At 70.3% G+C, this 19,113-nt stretch carries 18 protein-coding genes; 12 read left to right on the forward strand and 6 right to left on the reverse strand.

Features of this window, described 5'->3' with window-relative positions:
* Nucleotides 1-83: 83 nt before the first annotated feature.
* Both ACWGJM_RS33640 and ACWGJM_RS33645 read left to right on the forward strand, forming a co-directional pair.
* Complete coding sequence (locus ACWGJM_RS33640) at nt 84-1,211, forward strand: acyl-CoA dehydrogenase family protein (RefSeq protein ID WP_453415542.1); 1,128 nt, start codon at nt 84-86, stop codon at nt 1,209-1,211.
* Complete coding sequence (locus ACWGJM_RS33645; protein WP_453415543.1) at nt 1,208-1,606, forward strand: RidA family protein; 399 nt, start codon at nt 1,208-1,210, stop codon at nt 1,604-1,606. The genes ACWGJM_RS33640 and ACWGJM_RS33645 overlap by 4 nt, the downstream gene beginning before the upstream one ends.
* An 18-nt stretch (nt 1,607-1,624) precedes the next feature.
* Here ACWGJM_RS33645 and ACWGJM_RS33650 read toward each other — a convergent pair whose 3' ends face one another.
* Nucleotides 1,625-1,813 carry a DUF5999 family protein gene (locus ACWGJM_RS33650; protein ID WP_453415544.1) on the reverse strand — a complete coding sequence of 63 codons (189 nt, stop codon included), beginning with the start codon at nt 1,811-1,813 and terminating at the stop codon, nt 1,625-1,627.
* A 262-nt stretch (nt 1,814-2,075) separates the two neighbouring features.
* Here ACWGJM_RS33650 and ACWGJM_RS33655 point away from each other — a divergent pair, with 262 nt between their 5' ends.
* Nucleotides 2,076-2,534 carry a DUF6299 family protein gene (locus ACWGJM_RS33655; RefSeq protein WP_453415545.1) on the forward strand — a complete coding sequence of 153 codons (459 nt, stop codon included), beginning with the start codon at nt 2,076-2,078 and terminating at the stop codon, nt 2,532-2,534.
* A gap of 6 nt (nt 2,535-2,540) precedes the next feature.
* Here ACWGJM_RS33655 and ACWGJM_RS33660 read toward each other — a convergent pair whose 3' ends face one another.
* On the reverse strand, nt 2,541-2,771 hold the full coding sequence (locus ACWGJM_RS33660; protein WP_453415546.1) for a hypothetical protein: 231 nt from the start codon (nt 2,769-2,771) through the stop codon (nt 2,541-2,543).
* Nucleotides 2,768-3,322 carry a GAF domain-containing protein gene (locus ACWGJM_RS33665; protein WP_453415547.1) on the reverse strand — a complete coding sequence of 185 codons (555 nt, stop codon included), beginning with the start codon at nt 3,320-3,322 and terminating at the stop codon, nt 2,768-2,770. The genes ACWGJM_RS33660 and ACWGJM_RS33665 overlap by 4 nt, the downstream gene beginning before the upstream one ends.
* Before the next feature lie 205 nt (nt 3,323-3,527).
* On the opposite strand from ACWGJM_RS33665, the gene ACWGJM_RS33670 reads away from it, so the two are divergent.
* Nucleotides 3,528-4,118 carry a TetR/AcrR family transcriptional regulator gene (locus ACWGJM_RS33670; RefSeq protein ID WP_453415548.1) on the forward strand — a complete coding sequence of 197 codons (591 nt, stop codon included), beginning with the start codon at nt 3,528-3,530 and terminating at the stop codon, nt 4,116-4,118.
* A 53-nt stretch (nt 4,119-4,171) separates the two neighbouring features.
* Here the strand turns inward: ACWGJM_RS33670 and ACWGJM_RS33675 are convergent, their stop codons facing one another.
* Nucleotides 4,172-5,701, reverse strand: coding sequence for a helix-turn-helix domain-containing protein (locus ACWGJM_RS33675; RefSeq protein WP_453415549.1), 1,530 nt, complete (start codon nt 5,699-5,701; stop codon nt 4,172-4,174).
* A 64-nt stretch (nt 5,702-5,765) separates the two neighbouring features.
* Entirely contained in the window at nt 5,766-5,963 is a 198-nt protein-coding gene (locus tag ACWGJM_RS33680) for a DUF4236 domain-containing protein (protein WP_453415550.1), read from the reverse strand.
* A gap of 244 nt (nt 5,964-6,207) precedes the next feature.
* Here ACWGJM_RS33680 and ACWGJM_RS33685 point away from each other — a divergent pair, with 244 nt between their 5' ends.
* The 8 genes from ACWGJM_RS33685 (at nt 6,208) to ACWGJM_RS33720 (ending at nt 16,282) form a co-directional block, all read left to right on the forward strand.
* Nucleotides 6,208-9,003 (forward strand): aconitate hydratase, encoded by a 2,796-nt coding sequence (locus ACWGJM_RS33685; protein ID WP_453415551.1) that lies wholly within the window; start codon nt 6,208-6,210, stop codon nt 9,001-9,003.
* A 135-nt stretch (nt 9,004-9,138) separates the two neighbouring features.
* Entirely contained in the window at nt 9,139-9,864 is a 726-nt protein-coding gene (locus ACWGJM_RS33690; RefSeq protein WP_453415552.1) for a response regulator transcription factor, read from the forward strand.
* On the forward strand, nt 9,861-11,369 hold the full coding sequence (locus ACWGJM_RS33695; RefSeq protein ID WP_453415553.1) for a HAMP domain-containing sensor histidine kinase: 1,509 nt from the start codon (nt 9,861-9,863) through the stop codon (nt 11,367-11,369). The genes ACWGJM_RS33690 and ACWGJM_RS33695 overlap by 4 nt, the downstream gene beginning before the upstream one ends.
* 220 nt (nt 11,370-11,589) lie before the next feature.
* Nucleotides 11,590-12,204 (forward strand): DUF1326 domain-containing protein, encoded by a 615-nt coding sequence (locus tag ACWGJM_RS33700; RefSeq protein WP_453415554.1) that lies wholly within the window; start codon nt 11,590-11,592, stop codon nt 12,202-12,204.
* On the forward strand, nt 12,201-12,977 hold the full coding sequence (locus ACWGJM_RS33705) for a DUF2182 domain-containing protein (RefSeq protein WP_453415555.1): 777 nt from the start codon (nt 12,201-12,203) through the stop codon (nt 12,975-12,977). Before ACWGJM_RS33700 ends, ACWGJM_RS33705 begins: the two co-directional genes overlap by 4 nt.
* A gap of 98 nt (nt 12,978-13,075) precedes the next feature.
* On the forward strand, nt 13,076-14,401 hold the full coding sequence (locus tag ACWGJM_RS33710) for a serine hydrolase domain-containing protein (protein WP_453415556.1): 1,326 nt from the start codon (nt 13,076-13,078) through the stop codon (nt 14,399-14,401).
* 96 nt (nt 14,402-14,497) lie between these two features.
* Entirely contained in the window at nt 14,498-14,974 is a 477-nt protein-coding gene (locus tag ACWGJM_RS33715) for a GNAT family N-acetyltransferase (RefSeq protein WP_453415557.1), read from the forward strand.
* A gap of 213 nt (nt 14,975-15,187) precedes the next feature.
* Nucleotides 15,188-16,282: a lytic polysaccharide monooxygenase auxiliary activity family 9 protein gene (locus ACWGJM_RS33720; protein WP_453415587.1), complete on the forward strand. Its 1,095-nt coding sequence runs from the start codon at nt 15,188-15,190 to the stop codon at nt 16,280-16,282.
* A gap of 256 nt (nt 16,283-16,538) precedes the next feature.
* Here ACWGJM_RS33720 and ACWGJM_RS33725 read toward each other — a convergent pair whose 3' ends face one another.
* Nucleotides 16,539-18,806 (reverse strand): NEW3 domain-containing protein, encoded by a 2,268-nt coding sequence (locus tag ACWGJM_RS33725; protein WP_453415558.1) that lies wholly within the window; start codon nt 18,804-18,806, stop codon nt 16,539-16,541.
* Between the last annotated feature and the right edge of the window lie 307 nt (nt 18,807-19,113).

Here is a 19,113-nt window from a genome sequence, read left to right on the forward strand (position 1 = left end):
GTATCGCGTTGGTGACGACAGTCAACCTGACGCGATACCGTCGGGGGAGAGGCGAGGAGAGACACGGGAGAGGAGACCGGCGAATGCCCGCATTCTCGCTCGAACCGGAGCAGACGGCCTGGTGTGCCGAACTGCGCACACTGGCCGCCGAACGGCTGCGCCCGCTCGCCGAGAAGGGCGAGCCAGGCCGCGTCAACCGCCCGCTCGTCGCCGAACTCGGCCGCCTCGGTCTGCCGGCCCGCCTGTTCACCTCCGGCGCGCTCGACCTGTGCCTGATGCGCGAGTCGCTCGCCCAGGTCTGCACCGAGGCCGAGACCGCCCTGGCCCTCCAGGGCCTGGGCGCCCACCCCGTCCACGCCCACGGCACACCGGCCCAACGGGAGCACTGGCTGCCCCGTGTGGCCGACGGCAGCGCGGTGGCCGCGTTCGCCCTGAGCGAGCCGGGGGCGGGATCGGACGCGGCGGCGCTGTCCCTCACGGCCCGGCCCGACGGTCCCGGGCGCTGGCGGCTCACCGGCGAGAAGTGCTGGATCTCCAACGCACCCGAGGCGGATCTCTACACCGTGTTCGCGCGCACCACCCCCGCAGCGGGCGCCCGCGGCGTGACCGCCTTCCTGGTGCCCGCGGACCGCCCCGGACTGACCGGCGCCGCGCTGGAGATGCTCTCCCCGCACCCCATCGGCAGCCTGGACTTCGACGCCGTACCCGTCACCGCGGACGACGTCCTCGGCGAGCCGGACCGCGGCTTCCGGGTGGCCATGGGCACCCTCAACCTCTTCCGGCCCAGCGTGGGCGCCTTCGCGGTCGGCATGGCACAGGCGGCGCTGGACGCCACCCTCGCCCATACCGCGCGCCGCGAGGCCTTCGGCGGCAAACTCGGCGATCTCCAGGCCGTCGCCCACCGGGTCGCGGAGATGGCGCTGCGCACGGACGCGGCACGCCTGATGGTGTACGCGGCGGCGACCGCGTACGACGCCGGCGCCCCGGACGTCCCCAAGCGCTCGGCGATGGCGAAGCTGCTCGCCACCGAGACCGCGCAGTACGTCGTCGACGCGGCCGTCCAACTGCACGGCGCCCGCGCCCTGCGCCGCGGCCACCTCCTCGAACACCTCTACCGCGAGGTGCGCGCCCCACGCGTCTACGAGGGCGCCAGCGAGGTGCAACGCGGGATCATCGCCAAGGAGCTGTACGCCCACCTGGAGGCCCGATGACCGTCGAGCGTGTCAACCCGCCCGAGCTCTCCCCGCCCACCGGCTTCTCCCACGCGGTCGTCGCCACCGGCGCCCGGATCGTCTTCCTCGCGGGCCAGACCGCGCTCGACCCCGACGGCAAGGTCCTCGGAGACACCCTCCCCGAACAGTTCGAGCAGGCCCTCGGCAACCTGCTCACCGCCCTGCGCGCGGCCGGCGGCACCCCCGACCGCCTCGCCCGCGTCACCGTCTACACCACCGACGTCGCCGCCTACCGCCGCCACGCGCCCGAACTGGGACGCGTCTGGCGGAGGCTGGCCGGCCGCGACTACCCCGCGATGGCCGTCGTGGAGGTCGTACGACTGTGGGACGACCGGGCGACGGTGGAACTCGACGGGTTCGCCGTGCTCCCGTGACGATGGGGACCGAGCCGGTCAGGCCGCCATGGTGAGCCGCTCGGCCGACACCCGGTGGGGCGCGACGATCCGGCCGTCGGGCAGCAGCTCACCGGTGTCGTCGAAGACGATCTTCCCGTCGCACAGGAGACTCCAGCCCTGCTCCGGATGTGCGGCCACCACATGGGGGGCGCCGCTGTCGTGGGACGGGCACTGGTGGGAACACATGGCGCACCTCCGCATCGGACGGAACGGGTGCCGGGGCGGCACATCCGTTCGCCCGGTAGAAGAGACCATGCGCCCTCCCGGGGCCCGGCCGGAACGGCCCGCCGCGAAGTGTGTCAACACGCGGACGGCTCCGGGACCGTTCCACAACCGTCGTGACGCGCCACCGATGTCGTGACGCGCCACCGATGGGGTGACGGTCACGCCCGGGCCCACCCGATGCAGGTACCAGTGGAACCCCACCGCACGATCCGGGAGTCAGCCCATGCCCGTACGCCCTGTCCTCGGCGCGGCCGCCGGTGCCGCCGTGCTGCTGCTCACCGCGGCCGCCGCCCCGGTGCTGCTGTTCGCCGCGGCCGTCGCCCCCGCGGCCGCCGACCCGTACGAGACCGTCACGGTCGACCCGACGGGCCGCGTCGCCGCGGACGGCACCGTCAGCCTCTCCGGCACCTACCGCTGCACCGCCGGCACGGGTCCGGTCTTCGTCAGCTCGTCCGTCGGCCAGAGCGCCCTGTCCGTCACACACGGCATCGGCGGGACCGTCGCCCGCTGCGACGGCGCGGAGCACCGCTGGAACAACTCCGGCCGGATCCCGGGGGACGCGGTCCGGCCCGGCGTGGCACACGTGGAGGCCACCATCCTGGAACTGCGCCCCCAGAACGGCCTCCCGCTGCCGTACTTCCACGCCGTCCGGCAGCGGGACGTGACCCTGGTCCAGCAGTGACCGTGATTACCTCGGTCGTCTGGTCCGTCCGTCGTGCTCCTCCTCCCCGTCCTTGTTGCCGACACCGTCGGGGAGCGGGGCGAGGTGGCCTCCCGTGGCGACCTTGGCCACCATCTCGGCGAGTTGTCCGCAGGCTCGCGCGATCTCCCTCTGGGACTGGTTGCGCTCGCTGACGGCCGCCGCGAGGAGCAGGGCGGTCAGCGCCGAGGAGCCGTTGAACGCCTGAAGGGTGATCATGTCGGTGAGCAGGTCGTGACCGGCGACTCGCGCCGCTCGGAGAGATAGAGGTCACCGTAGGTCTCGCCACGGACACTGATGGCGACGCCGAGCAGGCCGTGCGGGAGCGGGTGGCCGGGCGGAAACCCGGAGGACGGCGAATGGGCCGGGATGTTCTCCAGCCGGAGGGGCCCGGCGTCGTGGATCGGGTGCCCGAGGGCTCCCGGACCGAGAGGGGAGTCGGTCTCGGCGAGCGCGGTGTGTTCCTGTTCGGACAGACCGGCGGAGATGAACTGCTGCAAGTGGTCTCCGGACTCGTCGAGTACGCCGAGAGCCCCGTAGCGGGCGCCGACCAGTTCCATGGCGGTGGTCACGATGCGGTGCAGCACCGCGGGCAGCTCGACCTCCCGGCTGATGGCCACCACCGCGTCCAGCAGGCCCTGCAACCGGTCCATGGCGTCCAGCAGGGCGCGCAACTGATCGTCGATGCGGCCCAACTCGGCGCGCAGGCGTTGGCGCAGGCCGGGAAGCTGAGCCTGCTTGACTGGTTCCCCTTCCCCGATTCCTGCCATCCCTCCGGCCTCCTTACTAAGAAACAGGATGGCGTATGGGCATAAAGCGGGCGCCGTGGCGTCAAGAGGGCAATGCGCCCCGCCGTTTGGTCGGCCGGCCGCGCTCTGACATCATGAGGCAAAACGGAACCTTGTTCCGAAATCGACGGCAGGGCGATGAGGAACACTGTTCCGTGGCAGGCGCGGCGGCGAAGGGAGCGATGCGGTGAACGACGGCGACGAGGGCGCGAGGCGGGCGGCCCGGTCCAAGCGGGCGGACGCCCGCCGCAACGAGAAGACGCTGCTCGACGCGGCCGCCGCGGTCTTCGTCACGTCGGGCGTGAACGCGCCGGTACGCGACATCGCCGCCGAGGCCGGCGTCGGCACGGGCACGATCTACCGCCACTTCCAGACCCGGGCGGATCTCATCATCGCCGTCTACCGGCACCAGGTCGAGGCCTGCGCCGAGGCCGGTCCGGCCCTGCTGGCGACCAGCGCGACTCCGTACGCCGCACTGGGGCAATGGATCGACCTCTTCGTCGACTTCCTGGTCACCAAGCACGGACTCGCCGCCGTGCTCCAGTCCGGCGACGCCGGTTTCGACACGCTGCACGCCTATTTCCTCGACCGCCTCGTGCCCGTGTGCACCCAACTGCTCGAAGCCGCGACCGCCTCCGGCGAGATCCACTGCGAGGTGGCGGCCGTCGAACTCATGCGGGGCGTAGGGAACCTCTGCATCGGCGCGGACAGCGATCCCCGCTACGACGCACGCCGGCTGGTCGCCCTCCTCATCGCGGGCCTGCGCCGGCCGAGCTGACCATCGACGGACGCCGCCGCACGCACCCCTTGCCCGCGGCGGCATCCGCTCCGTCAGATGTCCCGGAAGATCTCGATCTGCGCCCCGATCGAGTTCAGGCGCTCGGCGAGGTCCTCGTAACCCCGGTTGATGACATACACGTTGCGCAGCACCGACGTGCCCTCGGCGGCCATCATCGCCAGCAGCACGACCACGGCGGGGCGCAGTGCGGGCGGGCACATCATCTCGGCGGCGCGCCAGCGGGTCGGGCCCTCGACCAGGACGCGGTGCGGGTCGAGCAACTGGAGCCGTCCGCCGAGGCGGTTGAGGTCGGTCAGGTAGATCGCGCGGTTGTCGTAGACCCAGTCGTGGATCAGCGTCTTGCCCTGGGCGACCGCCGCGATCGCCGCGAAGAACGGGACGTTGTCGATGTTCAGGCCGGGGAACGGCATGGGGTGGATCTTGTCGATGGGCGCCTCCAGCTTGGAGGGCCGGACGGTCAGGTCCACCAGGCGGGTGCGGCCGTTGTCGGCGACGTACTCCGGGCTGCGGTCGTGGTCGAGGCCCATCTCCTCCAGTACGGCGAGCTCGATCTCCAGGAACTCGATCGGCACCCGGCGCACCGTCAGCTCCGACTCGGTGACCACGGCGGCGGCCAGCAGGCTCATCGCCTCGACCGGGTCCTCGGAGGGGGAGTAGTCCACGTCGACGTCGATGTCCGGCACGCCGTGCACGGTGAGCGTGGTGGTGCCGATGCCCTCGACCTTGACGCCCAGGGCCTCCAGGAAGAAGCAGAGGTCCTGGACCATGTAGTTGGAGGACGCGTTGCGGATGACCGTGACGCCGTCGTGCCGGGCGGCGGCCAGCAGCGCGTTCTCGGTGACGGTGTCCCCGCGTTCGGTCAGCACGATCGGCCGGTCCGGGCGGATCGAGCGGTCGACCTGCGCGTGGTACTGGCCCTCGGTGGCCGCGATGTCCAGCCCGAACCGGCGCAGCGCGATCATGTGCGGCTCGATGGTCCGGGTGCCCAGGTCGCAGCCGCCGGCGTAGGGCAGCTTGAAGTGGTCCATGCGGTGCAGCAGGGGACCGAAGAACATGATGATGGACCGCGTGCGGACCGCCGCCTCGGCGTCGATCGCCGCGATGTCGAGCTCGGCCGGCGGGACCAGCTCCAGGTCGACGCCGTCGTTGATCCAGCGGCTGCGCACCCCGATGGAGTTGAGCACCTCCAGAAGGCGGTACACCTCCTCGATCCGCGCCACCCGGCGCAGCACCGTGCGCCCCTTGTTGAGCAGTGAGGCGCACAGCAGGGCCACGCAGGCGTTCTTGCTGGTCTTCACGTCGATGGCGCCGGAGAGCCGGCGGCCGCCGACCACGCGCAGATGCATCGGACCCGCATAGCCCAGCGACACGATCTCGCTGTCCAGGGCTTCACCGATTCGGGCGATCATCTCAAGGCTGATGTTTTGATTGCCGCGCTCGATGCGATTGACGGCGCTCTGACTGGTGCCGAGCGCCTCCGCGAGCTGCGCCTGTGTCCAGCCTCGGTGTTGCCGGGCGTCACGGATGAGCTTGCCGATGCGTACGAGGTAGTCGTCTGCCATGGGGTTGAGGTTATCTCAGATATGAGATGGCGCCTGTTGGGGGGTCCGTTCGGGTGATGCCCCGTCAATGTTCCCTGCGCGAACGGGTGCGACGCCACCCGAAAGGCCCCGGCAAATCCACCGATGTCGTACTACGTCCGCTGCTGCTGTGCGTGTGGTGCGGGCTGTGCCTGCCGCCGGTCGTGATGGACCAGGAGTGCCGGTTGATGTTCAGTCGCACCCCGGGCAGGATCCGGAAGCTCTTGCGGAACGTGAGCGGCATGTCTGCCTCCTTCGACGGTCGCCGGACTGAGTGCCGCTCAACCCGGATACCCCCGGGTGGTCCGGGCATGACCATCCGGCCCCCATGTACTAGAGTTATCTCGACATCGAGATATCTGCCGAGGCGCACCGTAGCCGCCACTCCGGTAAGGGATGCCTAACTTAGCCTTACCTTATTGGATCGGCCAAGCCGGCGTGGCGGCAGGATTGACGGTGGTACGCGCACATCAATGAAGGAGACTGTCGTGTCGGCGAACAGCTTCGACGCCCGCAGCACGCTGCAGGTGGGCGACGAGTCGTACGAGATCTTCCGGCTGGACAAGGTGGAGGGCTCGGCCCGGCTGCCGTACAGCCTCAAGGTCCTGCTGGAGAACCTGCTCCGCACGGAGGACGGCGCGAACATCACCGCCGACCACATCCGTGCCCTCGGCAGCTGGGACTCGCAGGCGCAGCCCAGCCAGGAGATCCAGTTCACGCCGGCCCGCGTGATCATGCAGGACTTCACCGGCGTGCCCTGTGTCGTGGACCTCGCCACCATGCGCGAGGCTGTCAAGGAGCTCGGCGGCGACCCCGCGAAGATCAACCCGCTCGCCCCGGCCGAGCTGGTCATCGACCACTCCGTGATCGCCGACAAGTTCGGCACCAACGACGCCTTCAAGACGAACGTCGAGCTCGAGTACGGCCGCAACAAGGAGCGCTACCAGTTCCTGCGCTGGGGCCAGACCGCCTTCGACGAGTTCAAGGTCGTCCCGCCCGGCACCGGCATCGTCCACCAGGTGAACATCGAGCACCTGGCCCGTACCGTCATGGTCCGCGGCGGCCAGGCGTACCCCGACACCCTCGTCGGCACCGACTCGCACACCACCATGGTCAACGGCCTCGGCGTCCTCGGCTGGGGCGTCGGCGGCATCGAGGCCGAGGCCGCCATGCTCGGCCAGCCGGTCTCCATGCTCATCCCGCGCGTCGTCGGCTTCAAGCTGACCGGCGAGCTGCCCACCGGCACCACCGCCACCGACCTGGTGCTCACCATCACCGAGATGCTGCGCAAGCACGGTGTGGTCGGCAAGTTCGTCGAGTTCTACGGCGAGGGCGTCGCCGCCACCTCCCTGGCCAACCGGGCCACCATCGGCAACATGTCGCCGGAGTTCGGTTCCACCGCCGCGATCTTCCCGATCGACGACGAGACCCTGAAGTACCTCAAGCTCACCGGCCGCTCCGAGCAGCAGGTCGCGCTCGTCGAGGCCTACGCCAAGGAGCAGGGCCTCTGGCTGGACCCGAAGGCCGAGCCGGACTTCTCCGAGAAGCTCGAGCTGGACCTCTCCACGGTCGTCCCGTCCATCGCCGGCCCGAAGCGCCCGCAGGACCGCATCGTCCTCGCCGAGGCCGCCCAGCAGTTCGCGAAGGACGTCCTCAACTACGTCGAGGCGCCCGCGCAGCAGGCCGCCGCCACGACCTCCCCGGTCGACGAGGCAAGCGACGAGTCCTTCCCGGCCTCCGACGCCCCGGCCTACGGCCACCAGGAGAACGGGGCCGGCGCACCGCAGCACGCTGCCGGCACCGGTGCGGCCGTCCCGTCGAACCCGGTCACCGTCACCGGCCCCGACGGCACGAAGTACGAGCTGGACCACGGCGCGGTCACCGTCGCCGCCATCACCTCCTGCACCAACACCTCGAACCCGTACGTCATGGTCGCCGCCGCCCTGGTGGCCAAGAAGGCGGTCGAGAAGGGCCTGACCCGCAAGCCCTGGGTCAAGACCACCCTCGCCCCGGGTTCCAAGGTCGTCACCGACTACTTCGACAAGGCGGGCCTGACCCCGTACCTCGACAAGGTCGGCTTCAACCTGGTCGGTTACGGCTGCACCACCTGCATCGGCAACTCCGGCCCGCTGCCGGAGGAGGTCTCCAAGGCGGTCAACGACCACGACCTCGCGGTCACCTCGGTCCTCTCCGGCAACCGGAACTTCGAGGGCCGTATCAACCCCGACGTCAAGATGAACTACCTGGCCTCCCCGCCGCTGGTCGTCGCGTACGCGCTCGCGGGCTCCATGAAGGTGGACATCACGCGTGACGCCCTGGGCACCGACCAGGACGGCAACCCGGTCTTCCTGAAGGACATCTGGCCCTCCGAGGCCGAGGTCAACGACGTCGTGGCGAACGCCATCGGCGAGGACATGTTCAACAAGTCCTACTCCGACGTCTTCGCGGGCGACGCCCAGTGGCAGGCGCTGCCGATCCCGACCGGCAACACCTTCGAGTGGGACGCCGAGTCGACGTACGTCCGCAAGCCCCCGTACTTCGAGGGCATGGGCATGGACCCGGAGCCGGTCTCCGACATCTCCGGCGCCCGCGTCCTGGCCAAGCTCGGCGACTCGGTCACCACCGACCACATCTCCCCGGCCGGCGCCATCAAGGCCGACACCCCGGCCGGCAAGTACCTCACGGAGCACGGCGTCCAGCGCGCCGACTTCAACTCCTACGGCTCCCGCCGAGGCAACCACGAGGTCATGATCCGCGGCACGTTCGCCAACATCCGCCTGCGCAACCAGATCGCGCCGGGCACCGAGGGCGGCTACACCCGCGACTTCACCCAGGCCGACGCGCCGGTGTCGTTCATCTACGACGCCTCCCGCAACTACATCGAGCAGGGCATCCCGCTGGTCGTCCTGGCCGGCAAGGAGTACGGCTCCGGCTCGTCCCGCGACTGGGCGGCCAAGGGCACCGCGCTGCTCGGCGTCAAGGCCGTCATCGCCGAGTCGTACGAGCGCATCCACCGCTCGAACCTCATCGGCATGGGTGTCCTTCCGCTTCAGTTCCCGGAGGGCGCCTCGGCCGAGTCCCTCGGTCTGACCGGCGAGGAGACCTTCTCCTTCACCGGTGTCGAGGAGCTCAACAACGGCACCACGCCGCGCACGGTGAAGGTCACCACCGACACGGGTGTCGAGTTCGACGCGGTCGTCCGCATCGACACCCCCGGTGAGGCCGACTACTACCGCAACGGCGGCATCATGCAGTACGTGCTGCGCAGCCTGATCCGCAAGTAAGCGACTGCGGCACGGCCGTCGAGGGCCGCATCCCCGGACACGGGGGTGCGGCCCTTCGCCGTATCCGTCCCAGGTCATCACCGACCCTCAGGGTGAACACAGCGTTCCCTCAGCAGACCGGGACAGGATCGGTACATGACCGGCACCCCTGGCCCCCGAACCGGCCGCGTCCGCGTGCTGATCGTCGACGACGAGCCCGGCCTCACCGAGCTGCTCTCCGTCGCGGTCACCGAGGCGGGCCGGCGGCCGTACCCGGCGGCCGACGGGCACAGCGCGCTGCGGCTCGCCCGCGGCTGCGCCCCGCACGCCGTCGTGCTCGACGGGATGCTGCCCGACCTCGACGGGATCCAGGTGCTGCGCAGGCTGCGCCACGAGATGCCGCGGCCGCCCGTCCTCATGCTCACCGCCCGCGACACCCTCGAACACCGCCTCCACGGCCCCGAGTCCGGCGCCGACGACTACGTGACCAAGCCCTTCTCCCTGGAAGAGGTCGTACTGCGGCTGCGCGGACTGCTGCGCCGGGCCGGTACCGAGCAGACACCGGGTGACGACCGTGTCCGCGTGCTCGGCGACCTCGTCCTGGCCGAGGAGACCCGCGAGGTGAACCGGGCGGGCACCCCGATCCGGCTCACCGCCAAGGAGTCCGACCTGCTCGGCCTGCTCCTCGACCACCCGCACCAGGTGCTCAGCAAGGCGCAGATCCTCGACCACGTCTGGAGCAGCTCCTTCGACGGCGGCGGCAACCTCGTCGAGGTCTACGTCTCCAACCTGCGCCGGAAGATCGACAAAGGCCGGGCGCCGATGATCCACACGGTGCGCGGCATGGGATACGTCATCCGGGCCGGGGAGGACGGCAGATGACCGCCGAACCGCGCACCCGGCCCGGCGGCCGCTCGCTGCGCACCCGCATGCTGGTCTTCGTCACCGTCACCCTGGTCGCCGTGTGCGCCGCGATGGCCCTCACCACCGTCTTCGCCCAGCGCGCCTACCTCATGGGCAATCTGGACGACCGGGTGAGTGACGCGGCCGAACGCAGCGTGGGCGGCGCCGCGCTCCACCCGGAGCTCACCGCCGACCTGGCCTTCCTCAACGAGAACGGTCACCCGGCCGGCATGCTCGCCGCCCGCCTCGACACCCACGGCACGATCCTCTCCGCCGCCGTCGTCAGTCACGACGAGCCGCCGCGCACCCTCACCTCCGCCCAGCGCACCGCCCTGCGCGGCATCACGGCCGACGGCTCGACGCACACCCGTACGGTGCCCGGACTCGGCAGGTACCGGGTCACCGCCCTCGACGCGGACGGGGTCCGGGTCCTCACCGGCCTCCCCATGGACGACGTACTCGACACCATCGGCGGGCTGGTGGAGGTCGAGGCCTCGGTCGCAGGCGTCGGGCTCGTGGTGGCCGGCTGCGTCTGCGCGGTGGTCATCCGGCGCCAGCTGCGCCCGCTCGGCCGGGTCGCCGCCACGGCCGTGGAGGTCTCCCGCGCACCGCTCGGCCGCGGCGAGGTCACCGGCCTGACCCGGGTGCCCGAACAGGACACCGACCCCGGCACGGAGGCCGGCCAGGTGGGCGCCGCCCTCAACCGCATGATCGACCACGTCGAGGCCTCCCTCGCCGAACGCCGCCGCAGCGAGGAGCGCATGCGGCGCTTCCTGGCCGACGCCAGCCACGAACTGCGCACCCCGCTCGCCTCCATCGCCGGATACGCCGAGCTGATGAACCGCGGCACGGGGCGGATCGAACCCCTCCTGGCCTGGCGCCGGGTGTCGGCCGAGTCGGCGCGGATGACGGGCCTCGTGGAGGACCTCCTCCTGCTCGCCCGCCTGGACGAGGGACGCCCTCTGCACTCCGCCGAGGTGGACCTCGCCGCGCTCGTCGCCGAGGCGGTGTGGGACGCGCGGGCCGCGGGCGGCGACCACGTCTGGCAGCTCGAGCTCCGGCTGGACGCCCCGGCCCTGGTCGTCGGCGACGAGGCCCGGCTGCACCAGGTGGTGGCCAGTCTGCTGGCCAACGCCCGGGTGCACACTCCGGTGGGCACGACGGTGGTGGCCTCCGTCGAGTCCACGGACACCCACCGTGTCATCCGCGTCCGCGACAACGGCCCCGGCATCCCGCCCGACCTCCTCCCCTCCGTCTTCGAACGCTTCACCCGCGCGGACGCCTCCCGCGCCCGCTCCTCGGGCACCGAGGGCGGCTCCGGACTCGGCCTGGCCATCGCGGCGGCGATCACGACGGCCCACGACGGCCGCATCGACGCCACCAGCGCCCCCGGCCGCACGGAGTTCACCATCCGACTCCCGGCGGCACCGGAAGCCGCAGGCCTCCCTTCCCCTCTGGCCTGCCGGGGCACGGCGTCGGCCTGAGGACTAGCCTGGGAAGTACCGGGGCGGCCGTCCGGGCCAAGGAGCTCTCCCGATGTCGATCTCGTGGCCGAGCGGGCGCGCGGCTCACGTCCGCGGCCCCCTTTCCCGCGTGCGATCGAGGCGCCGCATCAGGCCGGCGCCCGCATCAGGCCTCTCGTTCTGCCGGCTTGGCGCCACTTCGCATCGCTGACAGGCCTGTGCACCAGGCAGGAGAACCACCATGACTTGGAATGTGAACGGCACATATTTCGAGAGCTGCAACTGCGACAGCGTCTGTCCCTGCACCACCTCGGGCCTCACGGCACCCGCCGACAACGAGCGCTGCCAGGTGACTTTCGCGTTCCACGTCGCACGGGGAGAGGTCGACGGCATGGACGTCTCGGACCACAGCGTCGTCGTCTTCGTCGACGCACCCCGCGTGATGACCGACGGCGACTGGCAGGTGGCGCTGTACATCGACGCCTCCGCCGACGACGGCCAGGCGGACGCACTGGGCAAGGTCTTCTCCGGGCAGGCGGGCGGACCGATGGCGGCGGTCGTCCCCCTCATCGGCCAGGTCCTCGGCGTCGAACGCGTCCCCATCGACTTCCACGACGACGGTCGCCGCCACACGGTGCGGGTGGCGGACGCCATCGACATCGCGATCGAGGACCAGGTGGCCCCGCAGTTCGGCGAGGACGGTCCCGTGATGGGGCTCACCGGCATGTTCCACCCGGCGAACAGCACCTTGACCATCGCCCGGTCGACGCGGGCCGTCGGCGACGGCGTCCACGGCCGCTCATGGGACTTCACCGGCAGCAACGCGCACTCGGCGCCCTTCTCATGGTCGGCGTGACCAGGACAACGATCACCGTCCGCCACAGGGCGCGTTGCACCGGGTTCGTACTGCTCACGGCGGCCGCGGCCTGGGCATGGGTGGCACTTCGGTCGGGCCACATGGGGCCGGGAGCCATGGCGGGGGACCTGCTCGCCTTCATGGCGGCCTGGACGATCATGATGACCGCGATGATGCTGCCTGCCACGGCACCCGTCGCCTCGCTGTACGCGCGGACAGGTCCCGTTCACCAGGCGCCGCGCATGATCGCGTTCACCGCCGGCTACGTGCTGGTCTGGGCCGCCGCCGGACTGCCCGCATACGCCCTGGCCGTCGGCGCGAATCAGGTCGCGACCACGCGTCCCACGGCAGGAACAGCGGTGGCCGCCGCCGTTTTCGCGATCAACGGTCTCTACCAGCTCACCCCGTTCAAGGATTTCTGCCTCACCAAGTGCCGCTCACCGATCGGCCTGCTGCTGCGCTACGCGTCGTACCGCGGCCCCTCACGCCACGTACGGGCCGGAGCACATCATGGCGCGTTCTGCCTGGGATGCTGCTGGTCCCTGATGCTGCTGCTCACCGCGTTCGGTGTGATGAACCTCTGGGCCATGGCGGGCCTGGCCGCCGTCGTCGCCGCCGAGAAGCGCATGCCGCGGGGGCCGCTCGTCGCCCGCGTCGTCGGCCTCGTCTCGCTCGCGCTCGCGATCACCGTCTTCTGGGTGCCCCTGCTGGCCCCCAACCTCACAGGCAGCGGCATGACCGAGATGCGGGGCCTCAGTGGGCGAGGTTGGTGACGAGCTTCGGACGACACCAGCCGCGCTCACCTCGAGGCCGGTTGTCAGGGTGTGTTCAGGGTGCGCTCAGGGGCCTTCCCTGATGAGCGGCGTTGCCGGTGTGCACGAGACTCGTGATCGGGCCGGTCGACCACCGGTCCGACCGCCACCACTTGGAGAACCTCACAGTGAACTACCGTGCGCGCCGTACCCGTTGGTCCGCCCTGGCCGCCTCCGGCGCCTTATTGGCCGCTCTGGCCGCGGGTGTGGCAGCTCCCGCCTCCGCAGCCTCCGCCGCCACCCCGGCGCCCGCCGCCACCGCGACGGGCGCGCCGCTGCCCGGGCTCGACCCGGCGAAGCTCAGGGCGGCCATCGGCGGCCTGCCCGACGCGGACGTCACCGGCGCGCTGCTGCGGATCACCGGCAGAGCCGGCCACTGGTCGGGCACCTCGGGCGTGGGCAACCTGGAGACCGGTCAGGGCGTCCCGGACAACGGGCACATCCGGATCGGCAGCATCTCCAAGGTCTTCACCGCCACCGTCGTTCTCCAACTCGCCGCCGAGCACCGGATCGACCTGGACACGCCCGTCCAGCAGTACCTGCCGGGCGTCCTGCCCGCCGATCTGCCGCCCGTCACGGTCGGCCAACTGCTCAACCACACCAGCGGCCTGCCGCGCGGCATCCAGACCCCGGACTTCGGTGACGGCAGCCCCGAATGGTTCGCCGCCAACCGTATGAAGAGCTTCACCCCGCAGCAGGTCATCGACCTGATGGCGGGCCAGCCGATGCTTTTCGCGCCGGGCACGGCTCAGCAGTACAACGGGATGAACTACTACGTCGCCGGCCTGCTCATCGAGAAGGCCACCGGGCACACCTTCGCCCATGAGGTGCGGTCCCGGATCACCCGGCCCGTCGGCCTGCACGACACCTACGTCCCCGACGCCGACGACCCGCGCCTGCCCGGCCCCCACTCGCACGGCTACCTGACGGTCAAGTCCTCGGACGGCACGACGCACCCGGTGGACGTCACCGAGCAGAGCCCCTGGCCGTGGGCCGAGGGCGGCATGATCTCCACCCCCGCCGATCTCGATCGCTTCGTGACCGAGCTCTTCCACGGCCGTCTCCTCCCGCCGGCCCAGCAAGCCGAGCTCTTCGACGTGCCCGACGTCCCCAGCTTCCACAGCAGCCAGTGCCGCACCGAGGCGGACGCCGGCCGGGCCTGCATGACCATGGGCCTGATGAGGGTCAAGTCCTCCAACGGCGTCGTGGTCTGGGGCAAGACCGGCTCCCGCCCCGGCTACACCAGCGGTGTGTTCGCCACCCGCGACCTCTCCCGCAAGATCGTCTACTCACTCAACCCCACCAACCTCGACGGCACCGAGATCCGCTACGTCCAGCAGATAGCCGCCGCCTCCTTCGGCCCCGTGGTCCCAGCCGGGAACTGACCTGCGGGGGCCTCGCCGAGGACTGCGGTCAGCGCGTCAGGACGCGCAGCCCGGCCGCCAGGGCGAGGACTCCCATGATCCCGAATTGGATCCCGAGTGACCGACATCGGCCTGCGGCCGGCCACCTCCGCAGACGGCGAGTACTGCTTCCAGCTGCACAAAGCCGCCATGGGCGCCTACATCACGGCAGTCTGGGGCTGGGAAGAACAGGCCCAACGCGACTTCCACGCCCACGCGTTCACCCCGAGCGGCCGGCAGATCATCACCGTCGGCGGGAGGGACGCCGGCATGCTCCACGTCGAACACCGGCCGACGGAGATCTACCTGGCGCGGATCGAGCTCCACCCCGACCACCAGGGGCGCGGCATCGGCAGCAAGCTCATTCGCGGCCTCCTGCGCCAGGCCCAGCGGCAAGGCCGGGACCTCACCCTGGACGTCCTCGCCGTCAACCAGCGGGCTCAGGCCCTCTACCGGCGACTGGGCCTGCACGAAGTAACTCGTCACAGCGAGGAAGGCATCAAGATCAGAATGTCCACGAAACCGCCTCAGCCCGGCAGACCCCCCTCGCTCTAGTCCGCAACATCCGTACCGCACACCGTTTACATCTGGCGCGCCGCGAGCTAGCTTCCGGAGTAAGTGGGGTGGGAGCGCTCCCATCGATGGACCGGAACCCGCCGCTGGGTTCGCTCCCACCTCACCCCGGCACCCCGGCAACTCCGGCACAGGAACCCCACGTACCCGCAGCCCCCGCACGACCGTCAATCCAGAGGTAGATATGTCATGCCTATGACAACAAGGGCAACAACAGCGCCCGGAGCGGAGCACCCCCGCTTACCCCACCCCACTCGCCGCAACGCCTTCTTCCTCGTCCTCCTGGCCCTCCTGACCACCGTCCCCGCCCTCGGCCTCATCCTCGCCGCCGGTGGCCGCGCGCAGGCGCACGGGACCCCTATGAAGCCGGGCAGCCGCACCTTCCTGTGCTGGCAGGACGCGCTCACCGACACCGGTGAGATCAAGCCCGTCAACCCCGCCTGCAAGGCGGCCCAGCAGGTCAGCGGCACCACGCCCTTCTACAACTGGTTCTCCGTGCTGCGCTCGGACGGCGCCGGCCGCACCCGCGGCTTCGTGCCCGACGGTGAGCTGTGCAGCGGCGGCAACCCCAACTTCACCGGCTTCAACGCCGCCCGCGACGACTGGCCGGTCACCCACCTGACCTCCGGCGCGACCGTCGACTTCTCGTACAACGCGTGGGCGGCGCACCCGGGTTGGTTCTACGTCTACGTCACCAAGGACGGCTACGACCCGACCAAGCCGCTCACCTGGGACGAGATGGAGGACCAGCCCTTCCTCACCGTCGACCACCCGCCGCTCAACGGCACCCCGGGCACGGTCGAGGCCAACTACTCCTGGTCCGGCAAGCTGCCGGCCGACAAGTCGGGCCGGCACATCATCTACATGGTGTGGCAGCGCTCGGACAGCACGGAGACCTTCTACTCCTGCTCCGACGTCGTCTTCGACGGCGGCAACGGCGAGGTCACCGGCATCCACGACCCGGGCAACCCCACTGAGCCGCCGCCGGGAACCTGCACGGCCACCCGGAAGACCACCAACAGCTGGCCCGGTGGCTACCAGTCCGAGGTGACCGTCACCAACAGCGGTGACGTGCCGATGCTCGGCTGGATGGTCGACTGGACGCTGCCGAGCGGGCAGTCGGTGGTCAGCCTGTGGAGCGGCAACGCGACCTACAGCGGACAGGGCGTGATGGTCCACAACGTCGACTGGAACGGCTCGTTGAGTCCGGGGCAGAGCACGACGTTCGGATACGTCGTCCAGGGCTCCGGCGGTGACAGTACGACGAGCCTGCCCTGTCAGGTCGGCTGAACGACCGCTCCGGGCGGGCCCCGAAGGGGGAGGGGCCCGCCCGGACGTGCGCGGCTTGTTACGCGGCTTGTGGCGACGGTGCGGTGCGACAACGTTGTCGGATTGCTCTGTACATGACTTTACCGTGGGAGTGGACAACGATGTCAAGGCACCGCGCGGATACGGCGAGGCGCTCACAGGGCCGTGAGCGCCTCGCCGGCTGTTCTCGGCAGGAGTCCCGGTTCACAGGACCCGGTTCACAGGACTGTTCAGAGGGCTAGGGGGTGGTGGTGAAGGTGTCGAAGTCGGCCTCGCCGGTGGTGCCCGACGCGTGCGAGGTCTGGGTGAGGCCGACGTCCTGGGTGGCCGCGGCGGTCGGGACGTTCTCGGTGCCGACCAGGTTCCAGGTGGAGCCGTCAGTGGAGTAGTAGCCGCTGTAGGTGGTGCCGTTGCGGACCAGCTTCAGCCACGAGGGGAAATGGGCGGTGCCGGTCGAGTCCTGGGAGTCCAGCGTTCCGTTGCCGTCGCTGTCCCAGTCGAGGAGGTAACCGTTGCCGGGGGTCACGACCAGGGCCAGGTAGCCCGGCGAGGTGCTGGACTGGGTGATGTCGTTGCGGACCATGATCCCGGCCTTCGCCCAGACGTCCGTGTCCGACTGGGAGTCGATCTTCACCGTCGTCGTGGAGCCGTCGTGCTCGGCCCCGGGCAGATAGATCGAGCCGTACTCGTTGGTGGTGTTGTACAGGTCGGCGCCCTGGGCACGGATGCCGAGCCGGCTGCCGGACTCGCTGAAGCTCGCCGTGGTGGAGGCGAACGTCCGGTACGGGGCCGTCACCGGGTGGTTGACGGTGATCGTGTCACCGGCCGTCAGCCGGGTCGTTCCGGCGGACCCGTAGCGATAGGTCGCCGACCCCTGGAACGCGCTGGAGGCGAAGAGCTCGGCCGAGGACGGGATGGAGACGGTGAAGGTGGCCTTCAGCGCGCCGCCGCCCTGGATCGTCCGGGCCCGCGTCGCGGAATGAGTGGTGATCTTCGTACCGGACGGCCCGGTGAGCGTCAGGCCGGCGTCGGTGATCGGCCGGGATCCGTTGTCGGACAGGACCGCGGTCACCGTACGCGTGGTGCTGTCGCTCGAAGCGGGGGCCCAGTTCAGCGCCAGCGAGACATCCGGGGCCGCGCCCGCCACCACGTGGTCGGCGCCGTGGACCCGGTACAGGGCCACGCCGTGCGGCGGGACGTCGGCGGCGATCCGGCCCGCGGACTCGGTCAGCCGGTGGCTCCACAGATCCCGCAGGGCGTAGTCGCGCGCCGCGGGCAGGCCCAGTGCGGCGGCGGTGGTGGCGACCTCCCTGGGTGCCGAATCGGTGTTGAACAGCCCTACGACGACGTCCCCGTCGGGCTCGGTCTTGGCGAACACCTGGGAGTCCGCGTCCCCGGAGATCCGCTTGGCGTCGATGCCGTCCTGGTCGACCGCGAGGACGTCGGTGTTCTTCAGCAGGGCGAGGTCGGCCGGGTCGAGACGGGTCAGGTCGGTGCCGAGGATGAGCGGGGAGGCGGCCAGTGACCACAGGCTCATCTGGGTCTTGCGCTCGTCGGGCGTCAGGCCGTTGTGGTCTCCGTTGCCGATCTCGAGGGAGTCGTAGTCGTTGTAGCCGCCGGGGCCTCCGTAGGGCGCCCAGGCGGCGACCTGGTCGAACCGCGAGGCGACGGAGGCCCAGGTGGTCAGGGGGTAGCTGCTGCCGTCCGGTCCGCAGTAGCACTCGATGTCGCCGCCGGTGCGCCAGCCGTTGGAGAGCCTGGCCCAGGTGGCGGCGTTGTTGATGTCGAGGTTGTTGGACAGTTCCAGGTGGATGGGGCGGCCGGTGTGCCGCAGGGCGTCGGACCAGGCCTTGACGTCCTGTTCGTCGGGGGTTCCGACGCCGTCGATCTTGAGGTAGTCGATGCCCCAGCCGGCGAACTGGCCGGCCCAGGAGTCGACGAATGCCTGGGCGCCGGGCTTGGTGTAGTCGATGCCGACCATTCCGCCGCAGTTGTAGTTGTTCTCCGCCGTCGTGGTGGCGATGTCCTGGGCGTGGTAGGGGGTCCCCTGGATCTCGGTGTTCTGCGCGACCGCCTGCTTGGAGATGCCGGGAGTGACGTACAGGCCGAACTTCAGCCCGAGGGAGTGGACGTAGTCGGCGACGACCTGGATGCCGTTCTCACCGCCGCCGGCCGGGAACTTCGCCGCGTCGGTGACCCAGCGGCCGTACTTGTCGACGTTCGGCCCCTGGCTGCCCGGGCATTCGTACCAGAAGTCGTCGACGTTGGCGTAGACGAAGCCGTTCTTCGCCAGTCCGCTGTCCTTGAGCGCCTTCGCCTGGGCCTCGATGTTCTGCGCGGTCGGATTGCGGCGGATGAAGCTCCAGCTGCTCCACCCCAGTGCGGGCTTGAGCCCGACACCGTTGTCATCGGCCTGCGCCGACTGCCCGCCCGTTGCGGCGACTCCCGTGGAGAGCAGCAGTGCTCCGGTGAACGCGGCCAGCACACCGCGGATCTGTCTTCTCATGAGTTCTTCCTTCATCGCAGCGCCCTGACAGCGCGACGGTCTGTATCGGAAGGTCGAGATTCGGCCGGGGCTGATGACCCCGGCCTCCGCGCCACCGGACCGTCCGCACGAAGAAGCGGACGCTCGCACGTCGTCCCGGCACTCGGATGCCCACACGACCACCCACCTGGCTCATAAAACGCCAACAACCAACCCCGTGAGTCGCGTCAAGTGAACACGACCGAACGCTAGTCACCACATAGAGCTCTTGGCCAAAAGTGGGTCAAGTCTCTTGATCGGCTGCAACGACAGGGGAATCGCCCGGCGA

It is taken from the genome of Streptomyces sp. NPDC054834 (genome assembly GCF_053611185.1).